At 47.5% G+C, this 20,946-nt stretch carries 21 protein-coding genes and 1 riboswitch; of the genes, 5 read left to right on the forward strand and 16 right to left on the reverse strand.

Translation table 11 applies throughout. The features are described 5' to 3' along the window. Nucleotides 1-152: 152 nt before the first annotated feature. From AC58PQ_RS18845 to AC58PQ_RS18860, 4 genes are all read right to left on the reverse strand, one after another. Nucleotides 153-1,247 carry a Gfo/Idh/MocA family protein gene (locus tag AC58PQ_RS18845; protein ID WP_497244179.1) on the reverse strand — a complete coding sequence of 365 codons (1,095 nt, stop codon included), beginning with the start codon at nt 1,245-1,247 and terminating at the stop codon, nt 153-155. A 21-nt stretch (nt 1,248-1,268) separates the two neighbouring features. Beyond that, a complete protein-coding gene (locus AC58PQ_RS18850; protein WP_497244181.1) occupies nt 1,269-1,901 on the reverse strand; it encodes a ThuA domain-containing protein in 633 nt (210 codons plus the stop codon). A 29-nt stretch (nt 1,902-1,930) separates the two neighbouring features. After that, nucleotides 1,931-3,070, reverse strand: coding sequence for a Gfo/Idh/MocA family protein (locus AC58PQ_RS18855; RefSeq protein ID WP_497244245.1), 1,140 nt, complete (start codon nt 3,068-3,070; stop codon nt 1,931-1,933). Between the two features lie 64 nt (nt 3,071-3,134). Beyond that, on the reverse strand, nt 3,135-4,169 hold the full coding sequence (locus AC58PQ_RS18860; RefSeq protein ID WP_497244183.1) for a LacI family DNA-binding transcriptional regulator: 1,035 nt from the start codon (nt 4,167-4,169) through the stop codon (nt 3,135-3,137). A 271-nt stretch (nt 4,170-4,440) separates the two neighbouring features. Here AC58PQ_RS18860 and AC58PQ_RS18865 point away from each other — a divergent pair, with 271 nt between their 5' ends. After that, on the forward strand, nt 4,441-5,805 hold the full coding sequence (locus tag AC58PQ_RS18865; protein ID WP_497244185.1) for a putative bifunctional diguanylate cyclase/phosphodiesterase: 1,365 nt from the start codon (nt 4,441-4,443) through the stop codon (nt 5,803-5,805). Here AC58PQ_RS18865 and AC58PQ_RS18870 read toward each other — a convergent pair. The 4 genes from AC58PQ_RS18870 to zwf all read right to left on the reverse strand — a co-directional run bounded on the left by AC58PQ_RS18870 (nt 5,800) and on the right by zwf (nt 11,162). Beyond that, on the reverse strand, nt 5,800-6,624 hold the full coding sequence (locus tag AC58PQ_RS18870) for a YheC/YheD family protein (RefSeq protein WP_497244187.1): 825 nt from the start codon (nt 6,622-6,624) through the stop codon (nt 5,800-5,802). The two genes, AC58PQ_RS18865 and AC58PQ_RS18870, sit on opposite strands and share 6 nt — an antisense overlap. A gap of 127 nt (nt 6,625-6,751) precedes the next feature. Further along, nucleotides 6,752-8,335, reverse strand: coding sequence for a peptide chain release factor 3 (locus AC58PQ_RS18875; protein ID WP_497244189.1), 1,584 nt, complete (start codon nt 8,333-8,335; stop codon nt 6,752-6,754). Nucleotides 8,336-8,380: 45 nt separating this feature from the next. Beyond that, entirely contained in the window at nt 8,381-9,454 is a 1,074-nt protein-coding gene (locus AC58PQ_RS18880) for a metallophosphoesterase family protein (protein WP_497244191.1), read from the reverse strand. Between the two features lie 172 nt (nt 9,455-9,626). Next, a complete protein-coding gene (gene zwf, locus AC58PQ_RS18885) occupies nt 9,627-11,162 on the reverse strand; it encodes a glucose-6-phosphate dehydrogenase (RefSeq protein WP_497244193.1) in 1,536 nt (511 codons plus the stop codon). A gap of 191 nt (nt 11,163-11,353) precedes the next feature. Between zwf and AC58PQ_RS18890 the strand changes: the two genes are divergently transcribed. Further along, nucleotides 11,354-11,722 (forward strand): hypothetical protein, encoded by a 369-nt coding sequence (locus AC58PQ_RS18890; protein ID WP_497244195.1) that lies wholly within the window; start codon nt 11,354-11,356, stop codon nt 11,720-11,722. A 56-nt stretch (nt 11,723-11,778) separates the two neighbouring features. On the opposite strand, the gene AC58PQ_RS18895 is transcribed toward AC58PQ_RS18890, so the two are convergent. After that, nucleotides 11,779-12,225 (reverse strand): GNAT family N-acetyltransferase, encoded by a 447-nt coding sequence (locus tag AC58PQ_RS18895; protein ID WP_497244197.1) that lies wholly within the window; start codon nt 12,223-12,225, stop codon nt 11,779-11,781. 130 nt (nt 12,226-12,355) lie between these two features. On the opposite strand from AC58PQ_RS18895, the gene AC58PQ_RS18900 reads away from it, so the two are divergent. Next, on the forward strand, nt 12,356-13,027 hold the full coding sequence (locus AC58PQ_RS18900; RefSeq protein ID WP_497244199.1) for a hypothetical protein: 672 nt from the start codon (nt 12,356-12,358) through the stop codon (nt 13,025-13,027). A gap of 69 nt (nt 13,028-13,096) precedes the next feature. Here AC58PQ_RS18900 and lepB read toward each other — a convergent pair whose 3' ends face one another. The 5 genes from lepB to AC58PQ_RS18925 all read right to left on the reverse strand — a co-directional run bounded on the left by lepB (nt 13,097) and on the right by AC58PQ_RS18925 (nt 16,890). Further along, nucleotides 13,097-13,627 carry a signal peptidase I gene (lepB, locus tag AC58PQ_RS18905; protein WP_497244247.1) on the reverse strand — a complete coding sequence of 177 codons (531 nt, stop codon included), beginning with the start codon at nt 13,625-13,627 and terminating at the stop codon, nt 13,097-13,099. Between the two features lie 36 nt (nt 13,628-13,663). After that, nucleotides 13,664-14,311, reverse strand: a complete 648-nt coding sequence (locus AC58PQ_RS18910; protein ID WP_477590515.1) for a response regulator transcription factor — start codon at nt 14,309-14,311, stop codon at nt 13,664-13,666. 26 nt (nt 14,312-14,337) lie between these two features. Further along, complete coding sequence (locus tag AC58PQ_RS18915) at nt 14,338-15,405, reverse strand: sensor histidine kinase (protein WP_497244201.1); 1,068 nt, start codon at nt 15,403-15,405, stop codon at nt 14,338-14,340. Between the two features lie 24 nt (nt 15,406-15,429). Next, a complete protein-coding gene (liaF, locus tag AC58PQ_RS18920; RefSeq protein WP_497244203.1) occupies nt 15,430-16,092 on the reverse strand; it encodes a cell wall-active antibiotics response protein LiaF in 663 nt (220 codons plus the stop codon). A 138-nt stretch (nt 16,093-16,230) separates the two neighbouring features. Next, entirely contained in the window at nt 16,231-16,890 is a 660-nt protein-coding gene (locus AC58PQ_RS18925; RefSeq protein ID WP_497244205.1) for a PspA/IM30 family protein, read from the reverse strand. 156 nt (nt 16,891-17,046) lie between these two features. Further along, nucleotides 17,047-17,198: riboswitch (cyclic di-AMP (ydaO/yuaA leader) on the forward strand. A gap of 4 nt (nt 17,199-17,202) precedes the next feature. Between AC58PQ_RS18925 and AC58PQ_RS18930 the strand changes: the two genes are divergently transcribed. Next, nucleotides 17,203-17,994, forward strand: coding sequence for a stalk domain-containing protein (locus AC58PQ_RS18930; RefSeq protein ID WP_497244207.1), 792 nt, complete (start codon nt 17,203-17,205; stop codon nt 17,992-17,994). A 156-nt stretch (nt 17,995-18,150) separates the two neighbouring features. After that, nucleotides 18,151-18,255 carry a YjcZ family sporulation protein gene (locus tag AC58PQ_RS18935; RefSeq protein WP_497244209.1) on the forward strand — a complete coding sequence of 35 codons (105 nt, stop codon included), beginning with the start codon at nt 18,151-18,153 and terminating at the stop codon, nt 18,253-18,255. 326 nt (nt 18,256-18,581) lie between these two features. Here the strand turns inward: AC58PQ_RS18935 and AC58PQ_RS18940 are convergent, their stop codons facing one another. Both AC58PQ_RS18940 and moaA read right to left on the reverse strand, forming a co-directional pair. Further along, the gene (locus tag AC58PQ_RS18940) at nt 18,582-19,844 is read right to left on the reverse strand and encodes a molybdopterin molybdotransferase MoeA (RefSeq protein ID WP_497244211.1); all 1,263 of its coding nucleotides are present in this window, start codon (nt 19,842-19,844) and stop codon (nt 18,582-18,584) included. Between the two features lie 29 nt (nt 19,845-19,873). Next, a complete protein-coding gene (gene moaA / locus AC58PQ_RS18945) occupies nt 19,874-20,878 on the reverse strand; it encodes a GTP 3',8-cyclase MoaA (protein ID WP_497244213.1) in 1,005 nt (334 codons plus the stop codon). Between the last annotated feature and the right edge of the window lie 68 nt (nt 20,879-20,946).

The following is a 20,946-nucleotide window of genomic DNA, read 5'->3' on the forward strand; positions in this document are numbered from 1 at the left end:
TCTCGAACTCTACCCGAATCAAAGCTTTATGATCCGATAACTTTTGTTTAAGCATACCTTGTGAAGTATGCAATGCACAAGAGGGGGAAAGTGTCCATCTTTTTCACTACAAAAAAATCCCCCTCGCATACAAATCACGAGGAGGATTCTATCTATAACACCGTCAATGGATTCATCGCTGCCGGCCTCTCGCAGCTGCTGTGCATCACATAATGCTGTCCGGAATCGGACGCATCATGGAAGCCATGCATCGCTTCGAGCACATGGTACGCTAACTCGCCGTTCGCGCGGTGAGCGGAGCTGTCACCCGTGATTAGCGCCTGCGCCATTGCCGCAACACCGAGTCCGCGATACTGATCTGTGTAACCGTGTGAAAGTGGGATCGGTTCCCAATCAGAACCGCCTTTGCGAATCATCACTGGACCTCCGAAGGTATTCGGATCAGGCACTCGCAAGGAGCCGTGGCTGCCGTAGATTTCAATGTTCGGCAACTGCGTGCCGCCCATTATATCAAAGCTTGTCACGAGTGTTGCGATCGCACCACTATGGAAATCTAGTACGCCTGCAATGTGTGTTGGCGTATCTACTGTAATTTTTTGCCCGCGCTTCTTCTCGCTCGTAATCGTTCTCTCCGGGAAGCTAACCGAAGTTGAACCCGTTACACGGCGAATCGGACCTAGCAATGCCACTAAAGCAGTTAAGTAATAAGGACCCATGTCGAACATCGGACCGCCGCCTTTGGCATAGTAAAACTCTGGATCTGGATGCCAACCCTCGTGCCCTCTGCTCATCATAAAAGCTGTAGCGGCAACCGGTGTGCCAATCCAGCCATCCTCGATCAGCTTCAAGCACGTTTGAAGCCCTCCACCAAGGAACGTATCCGGCGCACTGCCAATCAGCAGTCCTTTACGTTTAGCTACTTCTAAAATCTGTTGTCCTTCCTCACGTGTAACAGCAAGCGGCTTCTCCACATAAGCGTGTTTACCCGCTTCTAGAATTTGAATACATACCTGCGCATGCACAGCTGGTATCGTCAAGTTAATCACGATGTCCACTTGAGGATCATTTAGTAATTGTTCCACGGTATATGCATGAGGAATCGCAAACTCTTCCGCGCGCGCTTGCGCTCTAGTCAAATCAATATCTGCACAAGCAACCAATTCCAAGTGTGCAAATGTCGGAATATTTTTCATATAAGCTGCACTTATATTTCCACAGCCAATAATACCAACCTTCATCTTCTTCATCGAATGATTTCCCCCTTATAATTAACGTGTCGCCCACAGCAACCCGCGTCGCATCAATTCTAATGTTCCTGGCATACGAACAATGTTAGCCTGATGGCCAAGCGAGTTATAATATACTTTGCCTGCGCCATAGGTTTTAGTCCACACAACTGGCATTTCCACATCGTCAAAGTCTGTCACCGCATGCACCTTAATGGCTGGATCAACATGCATATAATATTTTTCAGATACGACAACGAAATCACCGATGCCCGTGGTCAACGGCTGCTCATTGTCTTTCATACGAACCGTATAGGTAACACCATCATTCCCTGGATGTGCCACCCATTGGCCGCCCACCATATACTGATATTCCACTTCATTTCGGAAGGAATCGGCCATCCCGCCATGACAACCTGCGATCCCTGATCCGCCTACTTTAACCGCGTTAATTAAAGGCGTTAGCTGCTCATTTTCGATCTTCCCCATTGTCCATACCGGTACAATAAGATCTATACTCGCCAAACGCTCCTCATCACGAAAGCTGTCCAACGTATCCGAAACCTCGACACCATAGCCCTCTTCACGCAGCAAACCTGCAAAAATCCCCGCAACCTCCTCGGGTTGATGACCATCCCAGCCACCCCATACAATCAATGCTTGTTTCTGACTCATCGCAAACTTGCTCCTCTCTATATGAACCTTTATACTTCGCTAATGCTCACCCAACGGCGCTGCGCGATAGATTGATCTACGGCTTCCAGCACCTCTTGACACTTCACGCCATCCACAAAATTCGGAACCGGCTGACGATCCTCGGAGAGCGCTGTCATCAACTCGACAACCTCATGTACAAACGTATGCTCATAGCCAATCGTATGTCCTGCCGGCCACCAAGCATCCGAATACGCATGTGCGGCATCTGTTGCTAGAACGCGTCTAAAGCCCTGAACATCCTCATCATCACTTGTAAAATACACCTGCAATTCATTCAATCGCTCGAAATCGAATTTCACGCTGCCTTTACTGCCATTAATTTCAAAAGAATTCGTACACCGGTGCCCAGGTGCAAACCGTGTAGCCTCGAAGCTGCCTAATGCGCCATTCGCAAATCGCGCCATGAACAAAGTCGCATCGTCTACGGTAACCGGTCCATGCGGCGCATCCTTACTGCCTTTGGCACTAAGCCCTGTCATGGAGGTTGGAAGCGGACGCTCCTTCACGAACGTTTCACTCATCCCGATAACCTCGGTCATGTCACCCACAAGGAAGTGCGCCAGATCGATGAGATGCGCTCCCAAATCGCCGTGCGAGCCAGAACCTGCGATCTCCTTCTGCAAGCGCCATACCAACGGGAACGTCGGATCAACGATCCAGTCCTGTAGGAACCAAGCGCGGAAGTGATAGATCTGGCCGAGTCGGCCGCTCTCCACAAGCTTCTTCGCCAGCTGTACCGCTGGCGCAAACCGATAGTTGAAGCCGACCATGTGCTTCACGCCAGCCTCTTCAGCCGCATCGAGCATCTCCCTTGCGTCTGCAAGAGTCAGCGCCAGCGGCTTCTCACAGAAGAGATGCTTACCGGCCTTCGCCGCAGCTAATGCAATTTCCTTGTGCGCATCGCTCGGTGCATTGATATCGACCACATCGATATCAGGATGCGTCACCAGCTCGCGCCAATCTGTGACATACCCGTCCCAGCCGAATTGCTCCGTTGCCTGACGAACACCGTTCTCGTCGCGACCGCAGATGAGCTTCATCTTCGGAATCGCCGTCTGAGGGAAGAACATAGGTAAATCTTTATAAGCATGACTATGCGCTTTTCCCATAAATTTATAGCCAATCATCCCGATATTAAATGTTTTCTTCACCGAACTCACGCCTCCCCAAAGTCATATGCATCCACACCAACTAATCACGCCTTACGCCATACCTTGATGACTGTCTAACCTTCACTTCCGTCGGCAGCTTAACTTGCAGCTGAACCTCACTATTGCCCTGCCCAACACTAGCTAGCACTGCACGTGCCGCCTGCTTACCCATTTCAAAGAATGGTACTTTAATGCTGCTGAGCGGCGGATCACTTAGCTTCGCAGCATCCGAGTCATCGCACCCAATGACTGCGAAGTCTCGCCCAGCTACCCAACCCCGTTCGCGCAGTCCTTGCATCAATCCAATGGCCATACGATCATTAGCTGCAAATATAGCTTCTACTTGATCCCGAATCTCCCACACCTTTGCCGCTGCTTCATAGCCGCTAGTACGGCTGTAGTTCCCCTCGAACTGCAGCTCAGGATCAACCTTTAAACCTGCTTCCAGCATTGCCTTTTGATAGCCATGGAGTCTATCCAAGGAATTTGAATACTGCGGGGATCCGTTGATGAACGCAATCTTACGATAGCCTTCATCCAGCAAATGGCGTACCGCTTGATAGCTTCCCTCCACATGATCCGCATCTACTTCCAGGAAGGATAACCCCTCAAACCGTTGATTCACCAAGCAAAATGGATGTCCCTGCTCCTGCAATTGCAGCAAAGAGCTTCGCTGTGACTCGGTATCTCGTGCACCCAGAATCACACAGGCATCTACCTTTTGCGAACGGTATAACCGTCCATAATCCAGCTCATCATCCGGTGTAAGCAGAGACAACAACATGTCATAGCCTTGCTCCCTCACCTGCTCGCCAATTCCGCTCAGAATCTCCGCAAAATAATACGCGGAAAACAGATGCACCTTCGGCATATACGGAAGCACAACACCCAGATTGCCACTTCTTCTTCGAGCGAAGCTTTGCGCAATCGCATTAGGGTGGTATCCAAGTACCTTCGCCGCTTCAAGTACACGTTCTTTGGTTGCAGGCTTCATCGGACCAAGTCCATTGAACACACGAGATACGGTCGCTTCTGATACCTTGGCTAGCTCAGCAACCTCTTTTCTCGTAACCATGTTGACAGGCTCCCTTCCGCTCATTTCCACCTTTTATGTACACGCGTACATTCTCTCATTCAGAAGCTATTTCTGTCAATATAAATTCCGATATTTCCGTTTTACCTTATTTCGCTAATATTCGACATTTTCATTAATTTTTCGTCAAGAATCAAGAAATTAATGACCAATTTTTGTCATAAAAGCAAACTCTTAATATTGTTTATCTCCCCTTCGCGCTTTATGATAAAGGATAGGGGGACAACTATGAGATGGGAATGAGTGATAGCAAATGAAAGCAATCTGGCGCCAGCTTCAGTTCAAAGCGTCTACAACGATCGAAGCTCTCAAGAGCAGATCAAAGATCGCTCGTCTTCACACTCGTGGGCAGCTCCTAGCTCAGTTAGAGCATGCTGTTCAGAAGCATTTTAGTACATCAACTTCTCAGGTCCGTGCACTTCTTATTTTCGATATAGATCGTTTTCGCCAAGTGAATTTCTCACTCGGATATGCCTGCGGTGATCATCTATTACAAGAATTAAGCCGCAGATTGAAGTTATTAGATCACATCGATCTTGTAGTTCGATCTGGCGATGATGAATATATACTTCTTCTTCGGGCAAGCACACAGGAACAACTTCAAGCTGCACTGCAGCATGTTCAAAACGTATTTGTTTCCCCTTTTACCTATCAGGGCCAGGACTGCTTCCTTAGTGCGAGCTTCGGACTGAATGCCCTTACGATAACACCCGAGAATCTTACACAAGTCTTCCATCAAGCCGAGCAAGCGCTCCTAATTGCCAAACAAACAGGCAAGAATAAACTCATTACCTTCCACTCCATGCCTACACAACCACGGTTTACTAGTCAAATTCAAATGGAAACCGACCTTCGGAAAGCGATCAATGAAAATCAGCTTCTGTTATACTACCAACCTCGACTTGAGCTATCAACAGGTCACATTAGTTGCCTAGAAGCCTTAGTCCGTTGGAATCATCCCCTACATGGCATGATTGCACCTGCTGATTTCATCCCAGTTGCCGAGGAATCCGGACTCATTTTGCCACTGGGAGAATGGGTGTTACGGGAAGCCTGTCTTCAGAAGGCACGATGGTTAGCTGAAGGTAAGCTCGATTATCAGGTTGCTGTCAATATTTCACCCTGCCAGTTTCAAGACGATCATTTTGCGGATAAAGCCATTCGTATTATCGAGCAAACCGGTATTCATCCCTCTTATCTAGAGTTCGAAATTACGGAGAGTTCGATTATGCAAAATATGGAGAAAACCATCGCTGTCCTTGATAAGCTTTGTGCCACTGGGATTTCCATCTCTATCGATGATTTTGGGATTGGCTATTCGTCGCTCAATTATTTGAAGGAGTTCCCTATTCACTGCCTCAAAATTGACCGTTCCTTCGTAAAAAATATCCAGAGCAATACCAATGATTGGGCCATTACGAATGCGATCATTCACCTCGGCCATGCCCTCAATATCCAAGTGGTTGCCGAAGGTGTTGAGGATATCGGACAGCTTGATATTCTTAAAGAAACAACCTGTACAACGATTCAAGGGTTCTTGCTAAGTCCCCCTATTTCCGCCTATGACATCGAACAAAACTTCCATATGTACGACAACAGACCGGTTATGATTTCATAACCGGCCATATGCCTTGGCGTATCTTCTAATTTTTGCAAAAATGCGCTTATCACTTAATCTCTGAAAAATATAAGGATCCGGACTTGTGTTCACCTCAAGAACCCAGGGATGCAGATCCTTATCTAAGGCTACATCGACCCCAATCTCTTTAACCCCTCTATACCGCGCGTTAATCGCCTTCGCCACCTGGATTCCCATCACCTGCAGCTGCTTAACATACCCTTTCCTCTCCGTAGGCGGCAAATACTTCTGTAGCAAAGTATCCACCGATTTCAGCGTACCTCCATTATGAAAATTCGTCACAATCTTGGCGGGATGTGCCACGCGGCCAATAACACCAGTGGTTTCCCATTTGCGAGCAGGCGTCATCTGCACCATGACACGGAGATCAAAACGGTTCCCTTTATAGGTCAACAAGTGAATTCCTTTCTGTACGAGATAGGGCCGCTTCTTTGTCACCTTTAGGAGTGATACGTACATGTCAGCGAAGGTTTTGAACTTTTTGATCGTGACACCGGATTGGTAAGAATAGGAACGTTCTTCGTCCTCCCCCGCTAACTCGATACGGATCACACCGTTCCCGAACATCCCCACATTGGGTTTGACATAGACCATTTTATATTGATCGAGCATTTCTTGTAAGGTTGCTGACGTCATACGTTTGGTGCTTGGCACATACTTGCGAAGTGATTCATCCGACACGACGGCCATGGTTTTCCCGATTTTGCTGCTTACATATCTTGCTGTATTCAAGCCTAGCGCTTTCTTGGAGATCTTCTTTATACGCTTAATTGTACGCATCTTTATTCGCTTCTTCATACCTAGCCTCCAGCTTCGAATTCACCCCATCCTAGTGTATGAAGGCAAACGACGGTTGGCGACTATAAAGAGCAAGAAGAGGCTGCCCCTGAAAGTATCAGGAGAGCCTCTTTTTTATGTTTTGCTATTAAGGCGCACTCGTTAAGAACTGTGCACTTGGGTTTTTATCAATGGAAGAACGCAGGGCATATTCACTCTCGAATAAGCCAACGTAATTTCCTTTCTTATCTTTCACCAACTGAGAGTTAATGCGGAATTTAGCTGGGTCGATTTTGTCGTCGATAATCCAACGTGCGAACTGGTAGTTCTGACGTTGCAAGAGAATATCTACGCCATATTCCGATTTCATTCGATGCTCAAGTACTTCGAATTGGAGTTGACCAACGACACCAAGAATCATGTCCTCGAACCCAATTGTCGTGAAGACCTGGATCATCCCTTCCTCGGTTAATTGATCGATCCCTTTCAGGAATTGCTTTTGCTTCAAGGCATTTTTGATCGATACCTTGCTGAATAGCTCCGGTGAGAAGGTTGGTAACTCATCGAAAATGACTTCTTCCCCTTCGCTTAAGGAATCGCCAATCCGGAATATACCTGGATCGAACAGACCGATGATATCCCCTGGGAAGGCCTCTTCCACGATATCACGATCTTGCGCTAGGAACTGCTGCGGCTGCGCGAGCTTAATGTCCTTGCCAAGCCTTACATGCTTCACGGACATGCCACGTTCGAACTTACCGGAGACGATGCGAAGGAATGCTACGCGATCACGGTGAGCAGGGTTCATGTTCGCTTGAATTTTGAATACATAGCCCGAGAATTTCTCTCTCGTAGGCTCGATCACACCAACTGTGCTCGTGCGCGGCTCTGGTGGAGGTGCAAGCTGCAAGAAGTTCTCAAGGAACGTCTGCACACCGAAATTGTTGACCGCACTACCAAAGAAAACAGGTGTAAGCTCACCCTTCATGACTTTCTCCATGTCAAAAGGATCCCCTGCAACATCCAATAGCTCGATATCTCCGCACAATTGCTTGTGGAGGAATTCGCCTGCGATTTGCTTCACTAATGGATCTTCTACGCCATCAACCTTACGGACTTCAATCTCCTTATGATCATCGCCTTGATAAAGCTCCAATTGCGATTTTCCACGGTCGTAAACACCACAGAATTGCTTCCCTGACCCAATTGGCCAGTTCATCGGATAAGAACGAATGCCAAGTACTTCTTCAAGCTCTTCTAGCAATTCGAAAGGATCACGGCCCTCACGGTCCAATTTGTTAATGAATGTGAAAATGGGAATTCCACGCATACGACATACTTGGAACAGCTTCTTCGTCTGGGTCTCGACCCCTTTGGCAACGTCGATCAACATCACAGCGCTATCTGCGGCTGTCAGTGTACGATACGTGTCCTCACTGAAATCTTGGTGACCAGGCGTATCCAGAATGTTGACCCGGTGACCTTCGTAATCGAACTGCATAACGCTTGACGTTACAGAGATACCACGTTGCTTCTCGATCTCCATCCAGTCAGATGTAGCATGTTTACTCGCTTTACGGCCTTTAACCGTTCCTGCTAGACGAATTGCGCCCCCGAACAGGAGCAGTTTCTCTGTTAGTGTTGTTTTCCCGGCATCCGGATGAGAAATAATCGCGAACGTCCGTCTTTTAGCGATTTCCGTTTCGAGTAGTTTAGTGAGTTGCGTTTTCATGTATTCGTTTATTCCCTTCTTCTTTTACATATGAATACTTTGGAATCAAGCGCGTGCTTTCTCTAAGGGAACACTCCAGTTCGCTTCTTCAATGAACTTGCGAGTGCTGAATTCCCTGCCGCGCACAACCACCTTATCCGCAAATACTTGCACATAAATACCCTGTGCTTTATCCTGTGCAGTTTGCTGGTACGCCCGATTCAGCGTTCTCCCAACAGAGGCATTATGGAAATAATGGAATGTTTCCTGAATATAGTGCGGTGTCCCATTCTGGAAATCCTGATGACGATGACCGCAGAAGACGAAAACATTTTTGTAAGGCTTCAATGTTTCGCGGAACTGAATCGCCCGAATGAGCTGATGACTAGCACCATTGGTTCCAACTGGCGGCAGCGGTTGATGCGTCATTACAAACAGGGGTCTTCCTGGCTTATATAAAATTCCCGTTCTTTCTTTGAACCAAGCCAATTGTTCATCGGAGTACCATGCACCTTCACCTACTTCGGGCTTCTCTTGCACGTAAGCTTCTTGCGATAGCAGTAGTATAGAGTGTCCTTTTGCCGTAAAATCATTATAAATGGAAGTATAGCCCATGAACTTCTTGAACTGCTCTCTACTTATCGCATCGCTCTTGCCATTCGGGACTTTATCCTGATCCCAGCTATTCGCTTTATTAATCCAAATCGTGTAATAATCATGATTCCCCATATTCCCATGAATGGGCGGAAGCTTATAATCATTCATTATGGCACGCAATGCCTTATAATCAACCTCAGTCCCTGTATCGGTCAAATCACCGGTCAGCATTATCGCATCGACTGGCCCATCGAACTGGGTGACATCATCTAGCGCTAGCCTAAGCTTCTTATTGGGAAGAGAATCTCCCGCAGTCACATGAAGATCGCTTAGGATAAAAAAAGACATCAGCGGACCAAGAGGCAGCGGTTCCTCCGAGGGTTCTGGGCTAGCTTGGAGTGGCTCGGCAGTTGCCATCGGTAGGGCAGCGGTCTGAGCCTCAGGTATGAATTTCTTCTTAACCAACAGACTAAACCAAGCACTTAATCCTACTAGTACAGCGCCAATGGCGAGCAACCATCGCACAAAAGCTCTACGTGACATCAATGCACCTCTAGTGTATAAAATGAAAAAATGGCCATATGCACTAGTATACCACAAATTGTGTCATATACGTCGTCCAGACAAGGTGACATCGAGCGATTTCTTGCTATTCTTGTACCAGCACGAAAAAAACCAACAGGCCAAATCGCCTGTTGGATGAGCTACCGACTGTTTAAGCTAATACGGTTGTTTTCTGAACGGCTTCCCAATCGACTTCCCCTTCATTTTGACCGTTAATCGGCCACCACTTGAAACCATCATCGCTCAAAAGCTTCGACGCTTCTTCAGGACCCCATGAGCCAGCAGGGTAATGTTTGAGGTCTTCCGTCTGTTCGTTCCATGCAGCCGCAATGCGGTCCACATAGGACCAAGCAAGCGCAACTTCATCCCAACGTGTAAAGTATGTGGAATCTCCGCGAGCTGCATCATAGAGCAAACGCTCGTAAGCCTCTGGCGTATTGATGCCGATTTGACAGCTCTGGCAGAAGTCCATGGCAACAGGTACGATCACACCTTCTGAACCAGGCTGTTTCGCGTTCATTTTCAAATAAATGCCTTCCATCGGATTCACACGGAATACGAGCAGGTTAGGCTCTAACTCATGCTTTTTAGCTAGGTAGACATTGCTCGGAATGTTTTTGAATTCCACAACGACCTCCGTCGTTTTGACCGGCAGTCTTTTACCCGTACGAATATAGAATGGCACACCTGCCCAGCGGAAATTATCCACGTGAACACGAGCTGCAAAATACGTTTCTGTCGTCGATTGCGGATTCACAGAATCCTCTTCACGGTAAGCCGGCAGCGCCTTGCCTTTGGCAGATCCGTTAGCATATTGACCGCGAATCACATTCGCACGAACATCATCTCCGTCTTCGAATAAACGAAGAGAGCGCAGCACTTTCACCTTCTCATCACGGATATCCTCCGGATGTAGACGACTAGGCGGTTCCATCGCCATCATCATGAGCATTTGCAGCATATGATTTTGGCCCATATCGCGAAGCGCTCCCGAGTTGTCATAGTACCCACCGCGCTCTTCAACACCAACAGTCTCACTCAACGTGATCTGGATGTTCGCTATGTATTTATTGTTCCAAAGCGGCTCAAAGAAGGCGTTCGCGAAACGAACGAACTCGATATTCTGAACCATTTCTTTACCAAGGTAATGATCGATACGGTAAATATCCTTCTCTTCGAACACTTGGCGAAGTTGTCCATTCAAACGCTCAGCCGATGGCAAATCGTAGCCGAATGGTTTTTCAATAACTAGACGATGCCAGCCCTTTGTATTGAGCAAGCCGCCTTCACTTAAATTGTAGGACACATTACCGAACAGCTCAGGCGCTAGCGCCAAATAGAATAGTCGGTTACCGCCCGTTTGATACTTCTCATCCAACTTCGCAGTGAGGCTATTCAGCTCATGGAAGCCGGCAACATTGTTAATGTCGAGTGACATGTATTCAAATCTCTGGGAGAACTTCTCCCATTCTGCCGCATCCGTATTTTTGTAACGAGCGAAATCATGAATCGAATTTTTCACGTCTTCGCGGAATTGCTCGTTCGTCCGCGGTCTGCGAGCCAAACCGACTACCGCAAAATTATCCCCCAATTTGCCTTCCCGATAAAGACTGTAAAAAGCCGGAAACAGCTTTCTTTTGGCTAAATCACCCGTTGCTCCGAAAATATAAAACACAGCTCCACTCATCTATGCATCATTCTTTCTCTATTAGAATTAGTTAATATGCTTAGCATACCTAAAATTGTTATTCTATTCAACTTATATGGTCACTTTAACTCATAACATTTTCTTATGAGCAACTAGACATTCGTCTATACCGTTACCTACCACATGGCATAGGCTAACCATACATACCAATACGGAGGTGCCACCTAGCCATGCAACCCATTCACCCGATCACGGAAAAAAACTGCAGGAATCTTGTCGGAAAGCCCGTTCTTGTCTACTTAACGAATGGCTCTGACATTTATGGGGTCGTCAGTCGCGTTGAGAAAAACAAGCTCATCTTGAATGATACTGGGCAAGCTAAGCTCAAATCGACTTCCAAAAGCACGAAACCAACGCTTACGAAGAAGGGGAAAAAGAAACTAGCCCAACCGGATACACCGCCTCAACTAACAGCAGACAATCAGCTCTCTTCCTTCGGCCTCATCCGCTTTGGCGGGCCCGCACAAGCACCTGCCACTAGACCCACCAGCCCCGTGGATATTCAAATTGATTATATTGCCGCCATGTTTAGCGATTGAGAACAACGCATGAGAAAATAAGGCTGTAGATGCTCAATTCATCAACAGCCCTTTTCTCAACGTTTCATCTTTTTACTCATGCGATAGCAGCTAAGCTCAGAAACATAAGTATCAATTTCATACCCTCTTTTGCTATAAAATCGAATCGCTTTCGGGTTGCTGTCATCAACGAAGAGCTGGGCCGAATGGCACCGTTCACTGCGCCCGTAGTCTTCCGCCGCCTTCATAAGTGTGTGCCCAATGCCTTTCCCTTGCTCACGCGGATCAACGGCAAGCATATCAATGAAGAGTATATTCGATTTGCGCATAACCGAAATGAAGCCGTAGGGCCGTTTATACCCTTTGGCGATGACGAAAGTTCTATTTGCGTTTAATCGCTTACGTATCTCTGAAAAGGTCACCGAATTACCTGACTCATACATTCTAGAAAAAGGAACTAATTGTTCAACAACTAATCGATATATAGCAGCGTCGTCAATGGTAGCCAAACGTTTGCGTATCACATGGCACCGCCTCCACAAGAAGCAATAATGCTATCTTATGTTGGTAATCCTGTAATTGACCCCACAAGTACCAATTTACCCCAGTCTACGCAAGTGATATACTTAACGTATATGAAACGAGGTGATCTTCATGATCAATGCTTATCCTTCCGTCATGGCTGTGAACAGGTATCAAACCCACAAGGATTATTACCGTGTAGGGGCTGTAAGTGCGGTTTCCGGAGGTAATTCGAATACGATTCGACGAATGCTTGATTTGCCATATGAGCAGCTCTCCTACAAACAGTACGCACAGACGGCTGCCAAAGACGTGGCAGGCTTCGTTCAATCTACGCAAAATCTCAAGCAATCGGCTCAAACGCTCATTTACACGAGTCAACCCAACATCACCCAGAACATTCAAAACTTTATTCATACATATAATGAACTGCAAGATGCTCTTGGGGACACACCTGACTATGTCAGTCATGCCCTGCTTCAAGGCCTAGAGGGGGCCGCTAAGCCGGGCACACTGCATGATCTTGGCATCACCAAGCAGGATGATGGGAAGTTGATCCTCCAAACTGATGTCCTTGAGGGGCAGCTTAAACAGCCTAACGGCATTGATCACAAAAGCATGCTTCATCTCACCAGCTTCGCAAGCTCGTTAGTGAGCAATATTGATCACTTGCAGAAGCTGCCTTCAGCTTCGTTGTTTCAATTATCATCGTCACCGCTTAAGCCTTATGGTCAGTATCAATCGCAGCTTGGGGCGTATTTGCCAGTTCCCATGCGCGGCTTGTTGCTGGATGCGAAGATGTGAGGATGTGCATTTGAAAAAGAGGCTGTCTCCCAAGTAGATTCATCTACTGGCGAGACAGCCTCTTTCGATTTAGAATAGCTTTTTACCTAACACATGGTCAATAGGAATGAAACCAATGACGCGACTATCCATGCTATTGTTTCGATTATCCCCCATCACGAAAAGATGATCGGCTGGAACAGTCCACTTTTTGTTCCCGTTCGCTCTCATTTCCTCGTTGATATAAGACTCATTCAGAAGCTCGCCGTTGCGGTACATCTGATTATCCTTAAGCTCAAGGTCATCACCTGGCTTACCAATCACCCGTTTGATCCACACATGCTTATCATCGCCTCGAACAAATAAGCTAAGCAATGGGCTGTCCATCAAATCATTTTTAAAAGTCCGCTTCATATCAACCCTAGAGTCGATAATGACAATGTCTTCATAATTGGGTTCATAATGAAAGGTATGCGAAAGCTTCGATACATACACACGCTGACTATCATGTAACGTAGGATCCATGGAATGTCCGCTAACTCTCGTCGATTGAAACACAAAAACACCTAGAAATACAACTAGTACAAAGGAAATCGCAATGGAACCAAACCAGCTCCACATCTGTTTAACTACATTCAAGCTTATCGCTCCCTTGCGTTATTCCGCCAATCCATGCTTGAAGGCATAAATCGCCGCTTGTGTGCGATCTTCTACGCCTAGCTTGGACAGAACGTTAGTGACATGGAATTTCACCGTCTTCACACCGATAAATAAATCATCAGCCAACTCTTGATTGGATTTGCCTTTCGCAATCAAGCGAAGTACTTCCATCTCGCGGTCCGTTAACTCTTCATGAGGCTCCGCTACCGGCTTCGGTTGACGAAAGCGATTCATGATTTTCGAAGCAACCTGCGACTCCAATATCGATTGCCCTTTGGCCGCGGCTCGAATCGCTTGCGCGATTTCAGATGCTCGCGAGGTTTTCAACAAATAGCTGAAGGCACCCGCTTCGATAACTGGATACATTTTCTCATCATCTAGGAAACTCGTCAACACAATGACCTTGCATTCTGGGTACAATTGCAGTAATTTCCTAGTCGTTTCAATACCGTCCATGCCTTCCATGACCAGGTCCATCAGAACCACATCAGGGCGATATTCTTGAGCTAACCGAATACCATCGTGCCCATTGCTCGCTTCGCCAACAACCTCAATGCCATCTTCTGTCCCCAGAACAGCCGCAAGTCCGATTCTGACCATTTCATGATCATCGACAAGTAGTACTTTGATTAAGGTGTCGTCCATTCGCTTCTCCCTCTCTATGTACAGTGCTAATTCTCGATCAATTGAGGATCACTTGCTAGAATAGGCACTCGAATCTCGATACGTGTTCCTCGTTCAGGTGCCGTAATGATATCGACCGAACCGCCGATTTCGTTCACGCGTTCCTTCATAGATACGATGCCATAAGAAGTCAGCTTCTTCGCATCGAGCTCGAATCCAACGCCGTCATCGCGGATGACTAATCGAATGCCATCCGAGCGATGAAGTAGTTTCACTTCAAGCTTATTCGCCTTAGAGTGACGCAGCGCATTCGAAAGCGCTTCTTGTACGATTCGGAATAGATGATCCTCGATCCCTTTGTTCAAGCGGATTTCCTCATCCATATCCCAACTGATCGCCATTGGAACCTTGGCTGCCAGCTCCTTCAAGAGCTCAACAAGACCCTCGGATAATCGTTTTCCTTCGAGATGGATCGGCCTCAGATGCAGCAATAAGGCTCTCATTTCTGATTGGGCGACAGACGCCATCTCTTCAATAAGATGAATTTGCCGCTTTGCTTTCTCAAAATCCTTATCCAACGTCCGTCCTACCGCTGTTGCTGTCATCGAGATCGCGAACAACTGCTGACTTACCGCATCATGCAGCTCGCGTGCCAAACGCTGGCGCTCTTCAATGACCGCGGTTAGCTTGGCTTTCTCGGTAAGCTCAGCATTACTATTCGACAGCCGTTGGAGCGAAGTCACCTGCTCTTCCCATCGCTTCATAATACGGCCGAGTTGTTCGCCCAATCGTCCAATTTCATCATCATCCCCGTTTTGGAAGCCTTCTCGGGCAAATGTACCTTTTTCTAATAATATCATCGTCTCCATCATTGGTTCTAGTCTACGTGTAACCTTCGAGCTGTTCCAGTAACCGAAGACAGCACCAATCACACCCAGTATCAACAAGGCCATGAACGAGAATTTGACACCCTGCTGCCAGCTGGTAAAGGGCTCGATCAAATGTCTTGAATTCAAGAAATATAGCATAGCACCGAAAACAGCGAAGCTAAAGAGGATAGCTTCCCCCATGCTGCGCCATATCATATTCGTTAATCGTCTTTTGTAGCCGTCCACTTGGTGATGTACCCCCTCCAGCCGTTACAATACTTTAACCTTGATATCTCCTACGATGAAAGAGAGCACGAGTTTCACCCGATGGTCGCAATGTTGATAATTCTCCGATTGCCACACCACTTTGTTCATCACACCTGCCTCACGTTGTTCGGCTACATGAAGCTGACCGAACATGACAGAAGCTGTAACGGAAACGCCGATATCATCGGGAACCTTTATATCAATATCTCCTACAACGCCCTGTAGGATGACTGTTGTTTCCTTTTGTTCTAGAATGGCCAACGAGAGATCAATATACGTTTCTCCCACCAAGTACCATGTCGAGGTATTTCGCAGAATCCAAGGCTCTCGGCCAAGGCGAACGCTATCGACGATCTTTTGCTTTTGTGTATACGAATCATCCTTATGAACTTGCTTGGATCGAATGAAGAATAAACCTAATGAAATCAACACTACCGCAATCGCAATTGTCAGATGGTCACCAAATAATATGACAGCACCGATCCCCATCAGCACATATCCCTTGCGCTCTTTGCGTGAACGAACCCGATGAATGCCGAGTAGAATAAGGATTACGGCCAGAATAGGAAAAAAGCCTATGGTATGATCCAGAAGCAAAAAAACACCGGCTCCAATCAGCACAAGCGCTGTATTCCGGCTGCGATTATTTTTCGTTTCCTCTCCCATCGATGCACCTCCTCTGGCTGGCTGCTGCTCCATATCTTCCGTTCATACGATTCCTAGCATACCATAAGAATGGACGACCTCCAAGATGCAAATCCTTATCCCGCAAGGCTTTGCTTTCGTGGAGGTCACTTTCCATGACTATTTTCTGTCGCGCGGTTCTCGCTCATCGCGAGCGCGCTGCTCCTGCTGCCACTCGTGCTGCAGCCTGCTGCGCAGCAACCGCAGTTCATGCTGAAGGTTGCCTCCGGCTTCCTTCAATGTCTCCTTCGACAGGCGGCCCGCTACGCGGAGCCCCTGCAGCGCTTCCCGGCCGAGCTCGCGGCCGGTGACCTCCAGCTCGCGCCATGTGTCGCGAGCCTCTTTGCCGTGCAGCCCGCCATGCGGCTGCACATTCTTGGCTGCGTGCCCCGCACGCAGCCCGCGCAGTTCCTCTGCGAGCGCCAGGCACAAGTCCTGGCTGCTCGCGTACTGCGCGCGGTAGTGCTCGCTAGCGGCTTCCTCGCGCAGCTTCTCTTGCAGCGCGAGTCGCGCGAGATCCTCTTCGCCAGCGCGCATCGCCAGCTCGGCTTGCTCGCCCCGCAGCTTCGCCATATCTTCTGCTCGCGCGATGTGACCGCGCAGCGCAATCGTTGCCTGAAGCGCCACTTCATAGCGCTCCTCAAGCTTGGCAATGGTGCCATCATCGTCATCAGTACCTGGTGTTGTTTTACCGATCGTCTCCTGCCAGACGGTTTCTGCCATTTTGCCAATACGGTCAAATATATTAGTAGGATCCATTTCCCGATTCTTATTGTTCATGTCAAATCGCCCCTCATCCTTCATCATACTCTTATCGTAGCTCAATTCCAGAAAGTCTAAAACCGACTATCGACTGTTTTTGAACCTAGACCTAAGTCTAGTATGTGGTCTACTCACCCATATATTGGTCGTTGTTCCAGCCTACCCGCGATGATAAACTATTTAAAGCCGAGTCTAGTACATAAATAAGGTACTGGTACGGGGGACGAATTACTTGGGGTGAATATTTGCTTCAGCTTGAAGCAGACTAGGGAGAACCTTCTTCCCGAACCCGTCAACTAACCTCGAAGGCTCATGAAGGAGGATTACCAATTGAATAAGCTTACTAAAGGGTTAACTAGCCTTGCTGTTTCACTAACGGTATTGGCAGGGGGCTTTCTTTCCCCATTTACGGCTCAAGCAGCTGAAATGGATGTGAAAGTGCAAGTCAATGATGACCTGATCCATTTCCCTGATGCACAGCCATTTCTGGATGGCGATCACTCCACGCAGGTTCCGCTGCGGTTCGTAACGGAGAAGCTTGGTTATACCGTGGATTGGCAAAAAGATGGAAATCAAATCAAGGTGACACTAACTAACGACAAAAATACGATTTCCTTGGTTTCCGGTCAAAAAGAAGCCAGCATTGATAATGCCCCCGTCACCTTGGACGCAGCATCGCAATACCAGAATGGGCGCGTATACGTGCCGCTTCGGTTCCTTTCCGCCGCTGCAGGAGTGCCTGTACAGTGGGATGCTAGCAGCAATCTAGCGATCTTAAATAAAGATGGCAAGGATCATGCACCGGATTATCAATTATTTGAATCCACAGCTTATTCGGCAGATCCTTCTGAAAATGGCGGCTATGGTGCCTTGGATTATTTGGGTAACCCACTTGCGATCGGCACCGTTGCTGTAGATCCATCCGTGATTCCACTTGGTACCAAACTTTATATTGAAGGTTATTCGTTTAGTGGGCTTCCTAAAGGCGGTATGTACGTGTTTGCGACGGATACTGGCAGTGCCATTAAAGGAAAGAGAATGGACATCTTTATCCCAGGCTCGAGGAAATCCTTACAAAGCTTTGGGATCCAGAAAATTAAAGTGTATCAAATTCCTAATTAGATGTTGAAGGAGTTGCCTTGAGAAACGCTCAAGTGCAGCTTTTTTCTTAGGTGAATGATCCGGTTTCATAAGGGCATTCGTCCAATCAATAGGTATCTCCCCTACATATGTTATATAGTGTTTAACCCACATTAATTCAAAACCGGAGGGGATACTATGTCAGCTGTAGTTGGTTGTGGAACGCCAGGATACGGAAGTTCTGCAGGCATTATTCTTGTTCTTTATGTACTGTTGGTAATCATTCTCGCTACATTCTATTAGGACCCCTTGAAATGGCCCCGCCTGCTGATGCTTCTAAATTGAAGCTTCAGCAGGCGGGCTTTTCATTTATAATCAATACCACTCGTGCCATTCGTCGTGTCAGCTCCTGAATTTCGCTGATATAGGCGATCTCGTCTGGCTACATATAGTCTCCGAATTTAAGCGCGTCTTCCGAGCTTATCGTCCTCAGCCACCGACATTAAGTCATGTTGCAAAAAAAAGACGCCACAGATGACCCTCCTGACAGACGGTTACACTTGTTAGCGCCAAACTTGTGGTGATATAGGTTATATAATTTCATGTATAAAAAATATAAGTTCAGTACGCTATCTCGTTGTATAAACCCTCACGCCATCACCACGCTGAAAGCCTTGCCCTCCTGCAGGCAGCCAAATCAAGCAATCTGCATCTTTGATCGACACCATGATACTCGACTTATCAATGCCAGCTGGTCTAACCCATACGGAACCTGCTTCGATTCGTGTTGTCCCCCGTATATAACGCGGATAGGCGGAGGGTTTATCATACGGAACATCCAGAAAAGCTGTAAACTCTTCCGCCACAGGACTCTGACTCCCCAACATCGCTTTAATAATCGGCTTAGCAAATAGCTCGAAGCCTACGAAGGATGCTCCAGGATTACCGGACAGTGCCATTAACAGCTTGCCCTTCCACAACGCAGCACTCGTCGGTGTACCTGGCCTCATCGCGACTTTATTAAATAACAGCTTGCCGTCGAAACGCCCAAATAGATCAACGAGGACATCGAAATCGCCAACGGAGACACCGCCAGAAGTCAGAATAAGATCGACATCAGACAGCACGGCCTCAAGTGCCGCTTCCACTTGCTGGGGATCATCAGAGAGTGCCGGCATGATCATCGCTGAACCCCCTGCTTCTTCCACTTGTGCCGCCAGCATGTAGCTGTTGCTGTTACGTATTTTACCTGGCTGCAGCTCCTGTTCAACTTGTAAAAGCTCCGAACCTGTTGAGAAAATGGCCACCCTTGGCTTTCGGTACACCTCAACCGATGAGAACCCGAATGTCGCCAAAATTGCGGCTTCTCCCGGGCCAATCCGAGTCCCACGTGCGATCACGAATTCCCCACGAGCAACTTCACCAGCGATCGGGGTGATATTACTTGCAGCTTGCACATTTTTCTTAATCCTTACCTTGGCATCATAGGATAACTCATCCTGCAAGGAGTCCGTCATCTCCAGCATCACAACAGTGTCTGCGCCATCTGGAACAGGCGCCCCCGTCATAATACGAGCAGCCGTCCCAGCTTGAATCGTTTGCTGTGGCATGGTACCGCTTGGAATCCGCTCAATCACCTGTAAAACAACCGGGATGTCCGGTGTTGCTTTGGCGATATCCTGTGAACGAACAGCATACCCATCCACGCCCGATCTGCGAAAATGTGGCACAGCATGATCCGCATAAATGTCCTTCGCCAAGCTTCTACCGAAGGATGTCGGCAGCGAAACGGTCTCCGTCTCTGTGGGTTTAACGTATTCGTAAAGCGTGGCTCGCGCCTCTTCGACCGAGATCACCTTACGGCCAAACCTAAGCTTCATTTCGCTGTTCACTTGCTCCCCGTGCCTCCCCTGTACGCTAGCTATCCGCCGATCTGTGACATTCGTCGATTAGTTGGTGTATGTGACTGGTCTTCATTCATCAGTGCCTGAGCCATCTCGTGATTTTGTGGTTTAATATCCAACGCGCGGAAGAACAAGTCTTCCACCGCTGCATCATCGCCAATATATTTTCGTACATTAAATTCATCTGACCAATACAAGCAAGGCTTGATATTGCCATCTGCTGTCAGTCGCAAGCGATTGCAAGTTTCACAGAAATGATCGCTGATCGGATGAATAAGGCCGAATGAGCCTAATGCGCCCTCAATGCGATAATTCTGTGCGGGTCCGTTGCCATAAACAGCGTCAGAGGCTGTAGCTTCCCAGCCCATTTCCTTGCAGCGATCCAGAACCGTCGTAAGAGACAGGTAACGGCTTTTCCAATCCTCGTCTTTATGACCGATTGGCATATATTCAATAAACCGCACCTGAATCGGGCGATCTATCGTCATTTGTAAGAAATCAGCGATTTCATCATCATTAATGCCTTTCATCAGTACCACATTCAGCTTAATCGGCATAATGCCTACACGATAGGCTTCTTCAATGGAGGCTAACACACGTCGAATATCCCCGCCGCGCGTGATCATCGAGAACCGATCTGCTTTTAAAGAATCCAAACTAATATTTACACGAGTTAACCCTGCTGCCCGAAGCTTCTCAGCCCGCGACGCAAAGTAAATCCCATTCGTAGTCAATGCTATATCTTCAATACCGGGAATCTGTGACAGCATCCCAATCAGTTGATCCAGGTTTTTACGAACCAGAGGCTCTCCGCCGGTTAAACGCAATTTGCGAACACCGAGGCCTGCTAATACACGGACAATTTCTGTGATTTCATCAAAAGTTAACAGCTTCTCATCCGGTTCAAATTCCATTCCTTCTTCAGGCATACAATAGACACAACGCAAATTACAACGATCTGTCACTGAGATGCGCAGGTAATCATGCATCCGCCCAAAACGATCCAATAGCAGCTTTGGCATAGGTGTTCACCTTCTCTCTCCGTCCATTATGGCATATTTTCTAACAAAATCCTAGATTCCATAGCATT

The organism is Paenibacillus sp. J22P143 (assembly GCF_059692035.1).